The organism is uncultured Granulicatella sp., assembly GCF_938030755.1.
Taxonomy (GTDB): domain Bacteria; phylum Bacillota; class Bacilli; order Lactobacillales; family Aerococcaceae; genus Granulicatella.
Genome location: NZ_CALHIF010000069.1, coordinates 1 through 5,417 on the forward strand (window position 1 = coordinate 1; position 5,417 = coordinate 5,417).

The window sequence follows — 5,417 nt, forward strand, 5'->3', positions numbered from 1 at the left end:
ATAGGCGAATGGAAAAACTATTAGAGATTAAAAATCTAGAAACAGCATTTAGAATTAAAGATGATTACTTTAATGCTGTTGATAAAGTTAGTTTAGACCTATATAAAAACGAAGTATTAGCTATCGTTGGGGAGAGTGGTTGTGGTAAGTCGACATTAGCGACTACTATTATGCGTCTTCATAATGAAAATCTTACTAAGTCAACTGGAGAAATTATTTTTAATGGGAAAAATATTCTTGACTTAACAGAAGATGAGATGAATAAAATTAGAACAAAAGATATTGGAATGATTTTCCAAGATCCACTTTCTTCGTTAAACCCATTACACAGAATTGGAAAACAAATAGAAGAAGCCTTAATTTATCACACAGAATTAAGTGCAGAAGAAAGACAAAAGAGAGTTATCGAGTTATTAACACAAGTTGGTATCCCTAATCCTGAGCGTTGTGCAAAACAGTATCCACATGAGTTATCAGGAGGTATGCGTCAACGTGTTATGATAGCTATGGCGATGAGTTGTAAACCAAGTGTTCTTATCGCAGACGAACCTACAACAGCTCTAGACGTTACAATTCAAGCGCAAATATTAGACCTTATTAAAGGACTTCAAGCAGAGATGCATGCAGGAATTATCTTAATTACTCATGACCTTGGTGTAGTTGCTGAGATGGCTGATAGAGTAGCTGTACTGTATGCTGGAGAAGTAGTAGAAATTGGAACTGCAGAACAAATCTTCAAAAATCCAAAACACCCATACACTCGTAGTTTATTACGTAGTATTCCTCAACTTGATGATGAAGATTCTAGTGATGACCTTTACGTTATTCAAGGGATGGTACCTTCTCTAAAAACATTAGACAGACAAGGGTGTCGTTTTGCTGATCGTATATCTTGGCTAAAAGATGAAGAACACGAACACAATCCAACTTTACATGAAGTAGAAGAAGGACATCATGTACGTTGTACATGCTATAAAAACTTTGAATTTGAAGGGGAGGAGAACAATGCTTAAAGTAGAAAATCTAAAAGTACATTATCCCATTCGCGGTGGATTTTTCAATACAATTAAAGATCATGTCTATGCAGTAGATGGGGTTGATATTGAAATCGAAGCAGGGAAAACTTATGGACTAATCGGTGAAAGTGGTAGTGGAAAAACTACTGTAGGTAAAGTAGTCTTAGGTTTAGAAAAAGCAACTGATGGACAAATTATTTACAAAGACGAAGATGTTACTAAAAAAGCAGCTCGTAAAAAACTAAAATATAATCGTGACGTTCAAATGATTTTCCAAGATGCAATGTCTAGTTTAAATCCAAAAAAACGTATTATAGATATTATTTCAGAACCTATTAGTAATTTTGAGAACTTATCTGAAGAAGATACTAGAAAGCGCGTATTAGAGCTTCTTAATATCGTAGGTATGGGTGAAGAAGCTATGTATAAATATCCATTTGAATTCTCAGGTGGACAACGTCAACGTATTGGTGTTGCACGTGCAATCGCGTGTAATCCACGTTTAATCGTAGCCGATGAGCCAGTATCTGCTCTTGACCTTTCAGTTCAAGCTCAGGTATTAAACTTCATGAAAAAAATCCAAAGAGATTTTAATATAAGTTATTTATTTATCTCTCATGACCTTGGTGTTGTTAAACATATGTGTGATTACATCTATATCATGTATCGTGGACGAATTGTAGAACGTGGAACGCGTGAAGATATTTATAATAATCCGCAACACATTTATACAAAACGTCTTATAGCGGCTATTCCAAGTACAAATCTTGATAAAGCTAAAGAAATCATAGAGGTAAGAAAAGCTGTTGAAGCAGAATATAATGAACATTACAATGATTATTTTGATAAAGATGGGCGTGTTTATCCGCTTAAGAAATTAACGGATACGCATTATGTTGCTATGAAAGGAGGAGAAGTATAATGTGGAAAGTAGTTTTAAAACGTTTTTTAGTAATGATACCACAACTATTCATCCTTAGTATACTAGTGTTTGGTCTAGCTAAACTTATGCCTGGGGATCCATTTAGTGGTTTAGCAGAAAATCCAAAAATATCTCAAGAACAAATTGAGGCGATTCGTCAAGCGAGTGGGTTCTATGAACCTTGGTATCAACAATACCTAACTTGGTTAAAAAACTTCATGCACGGTGATTTCGGATTAAGTTATACTACTGGTAAATCAGTAGGAACACTTTTAGGAGAAAGAATTTTCAATACATTCAACCTGTCATTATTTACTGCGGTAATTATGTATGCAATTGCTATCCCTATGGGGATGTATTCAGGTCGTTATAATGGTTCTAAATTCGATAAATTCGTAAACTTTTATAACTTCTTCTTCCTAGCGATTCCATCATTCGTATTATACTTATTCATGATTGCATTATTTGGTTTCGGTTTAGGATGGTTCCCAACAAGTGGATCTGTAGATGTTAACCTTGATCCAGGAACATTCACATACTATATTAATAAACTGCAACACTTAATTTTACCTGGTATCTGTTTAGCATTATTATCAACAGTATCAACTGTTCAATATTTACGTAATGAAGTTATCGACGCGAAACAAAGTGATTATGTTAAAACAGCACGTGCTAAAGGTGTGCCAGTTAAAAAAGTTTATTCAGGACACATCTTTAGAAACTCTATCTTACCAATCGCAGCATTCTTCGGATTCTCTATTACTGGATTATTCAGTGGTGGTATCTTCGTAGAAACAATCTTTGGTTACCCTGGAATGGGACAATTATTCTATCAAAGTATTCAAGATAGAGACTACAGTGTTGTTACAACATTAATGTTATTCTCAGGATTCTTAACATTGCTTGGTAGTACTTTAAGTGATATTATCATGGCAATTGTTGACCCACGTATTAAATTAGACTAGGAGGAAGTTGAACAATGACAAAAGCAAAAGAAGAAAAAGTTATAACTAAAACTCCTTCTGGGTTTTCAGTTGTGGCTCGTGAATTTAAAAAGGATAAAGGTGCTTTTGCAGCTTTAATCACATTAAGTGCAATTTTAATTTTTGTAGTACTTTTCAATATTTACATTCGTGTGAGTGGAGTATATAGTACTTACTTTGATGTAGATTTATTAAATATTTTCTTAAAACCTGGTGAGGATGGATTCTTATTAGGTACAGACGTAGGTGGTCACTCAGTTTTTGGATGGCTAATGATGGGGATGCTTAACTCAATTCTTATCGCGGTTGCGGTAACAGCATTAACAATTGGGTTTGGTACAGCAGTAGGGTTAGTTATTGCATATTACGGAGGACGTGTTGATAATATTGTGATGCGTTTCGTAGACTTTATGGTAATTATTCCAACTCTTATGGTAATCATCGTATTCGTAAGTATTAAACGTGATTACGGACTTGTACTATTCATTCTGATTTTATCAGCATTCGCATGGATGGGATCAACTCGTTTAGTACGTAGTAAAGCATTATCAGAATCACGTCGTGATTATGTTCTTGCTTCAAAAACTATGGGGACACCAGATTGGAAAATCATGTTACAAGGAATTTTACCAAATATTAGCTCGATCATTATTGTAGAAGCTACATTATCATTAGCTGCTAATATGGGTATTGAGGTAGGTCTGACATACCTTGGATTCGGTCTTCCAGCAGGAACACCAAGTATCGGAACTATGTTATCTTATGCAAAAGATGCAGACGTTCTTATTAATAAAATGTACATTTGGCTACCAGCAGCCCTTGCAATCTTAATCATCGTTTTATGTATCAACTCTATCGGTGGTGCATTAAGACGTAGTTTAGATGCTAGACAAAGATTATAATTTAGAAAGTCATGTAGAAAGATTTCTACATGGCTTTTTTTCGTAAAATTTTATAAAAGAGGATGAATGTTTAATTTTGCAGAGATTAGAAATTCAAAGAGAATTTGTAGCTCGATTGAGATAGATTAATATAATTGAAATAGCTAAGTATAAAAAGTATTTATAATTATAGATAATTCATTGCTTTTTAATTATCTTAAAATAAGAATTAAGTAGTTCATAAATTTTATAGATAACACAGATTTAGTTTTAAGATTGATACAGAAAATTAAGATTGTTTATATAAATTGAAAGTTAATATCAACTAATATAACTAATAAGTAGAAAAATAGTGTAAAATTTTCTGACAATTACTTGACTACTATAAAATTCTCTGATATAATTGCTAAATATAACATTAAAGAAAGACTGTACAACGTACAGCATGGAGGATAAGATAATGGAAAAGAAAAAAATGTTAAAGGTAGTTAGTTCAGCTATGGCTCTCACAATGTTACTTGCAGGATGTTCAAGCGCAAGTAACAATTCTAAGGGAACAAAGGCAGCTGTAGAGTTTAAGACAGCCGTGGACAATGGTGGAAATGCGCTTAGTGGTCAACAACTTAAAGTTGGTATTACTTCAGCAGATCCATTAACAGGGATGTTTAACCCAGTGTTTTATTTACAATCTACTGACAATGATGTAATGAAATATACAATGGCAGGAGCTTTCCCAACTGACGATGCAAACCGTTTAAAACAAGATGACAAAGAAGCACCAGTTATGTTCCACGTTGATCGCGATAAAAAAGAAGTTACATTAACTATTCATAAAGATCTTAAATGGAGTAACGGAGAAGACGTAAAAGCGGACGATATCGTTGCAACATATGAACTTATGGGTAATCCTAAGTACACTGAAAACGTTCGTTACAGTGATGAGTACGAAGTAATCGAAGGTATGAAGGACTATCACGAAGGAAAAGCAAAAAATATCTCTGGAGTAGTTAAAAAAGATGATAAAACTGTAGTACTTAAATATACAGAGATTAAACCAGCATTATTATGGGGTAATGGATTTATCGGAGAATTCTTAAACAAGGCTCAAGTAGAAGCTGCATCAAAAGACTTCACTAAATTTGTTGAAGCAGACTTAAACAAAAAACCATTATCTTATGGACCATATTACTTAGATAAAGTAGTAAATGGAGAAAGTGTATTAGCGAAAGCTAACCCTTACTTCTACAAAAAATCTGATGTAAAAATTCCAGAAATCCAATTTAAAGTTGTATCACCAGCTCAAGCAAGTGCTGTTCTTAAAAACGGTGATGTAGACTTAATGGATAGTTTGACTACAGGTATCTGGGACGGAACTAAAGACGCTAAGAACGGAACAATCTTAGGAGAATCTGACTACTATGTATCATATGTTGGATTCAAACTAGGTAAATTCAACAAAGAAAAAGGTGAAGTAGAAGTAGATCCAAACGCAAAAGCTGCAGATAAACGAGTGCGTCAAGCATTTGGATATGCGGTAGATTGGGATCAAATCAACGAAAAAATCTATAAAGGATTACGTTTCACACCAACTGGTTCTGGATTCTATCCACCAATC

General features: G+C 33.9%; 5 protein-coding genes. All 5 read left to right on the top strand.

Annotation, left to right across the window (positions count from 1 at the left end):
• The first annotated feature begins 8 nt into the window (after nucleotides 1–8).
• Nucleotides 9–1,013, top strand: coding sequence for an ABC transporter ATP-binding protein (locus Q0594_RS07070; protein WP_298730820.1), 1,005 nt, complete (start codon nucleotides 9–11; stop codon nucleotides 1,011–1,013).
• Nucleotides 1,006–1,938 carry an ATP-binding cassette domain-containing protein gene (locus Q0594_RS07075; protein ID WP_298730814.1) on the top strand — a complete coding sequence of 311 codons (933 nt, stop codon included), beginning with the start codon at nucleotides 1,006–1,008 and terminating at the stop codon, nucleotides 1,936–1,938. Before Q0594_RS07070 ends, Q0594_RS07075 begins: the two co-directional genes overlap by 8 nt.
• The gene (gene opp4B / locus Q0594_RS07080) at nucleotides 1,938–2,903 is read left to right on the top strand and encodes an oligopeptide ABC transporter permease (RefSeq protein ID WP_003147508.1); all 966 of its coding nucleotides are present in this window, start codon (nucleotides 1,938–1,940) and stop codon (nucleotides 2,901–2,903) included. Before Q0594_RS07075 ends, opp4B begins: the two co-directional genes overlap by 1 nt.
• A 14-nt stretch (nucleotides 2,904–2,917) precedes the next feature.
• Nucleotides 2,918–3,823 (top strand): ABC transporter permease, encoded by a 906-nt coding sequence (locus tag Q0594_RS07085; RefSeq protein ID WP_003147509.1) that lies wholly within the window; start codon nucleotides 2,918–2,920, stop codon nucleotides 3,821–3,823.
• Between the two features lie 439 nt (nucleotides 3,824–4,262).
• Nucleotides 4,263–5,417, top strand: a 1,155-nt coding sequence (locus Q0594_RS07090; RefSeq protein ID WP_298730818.1) for an ABC transporter substrate-binding protein, incomplete at its 3' end; no start/stop codon positions are given.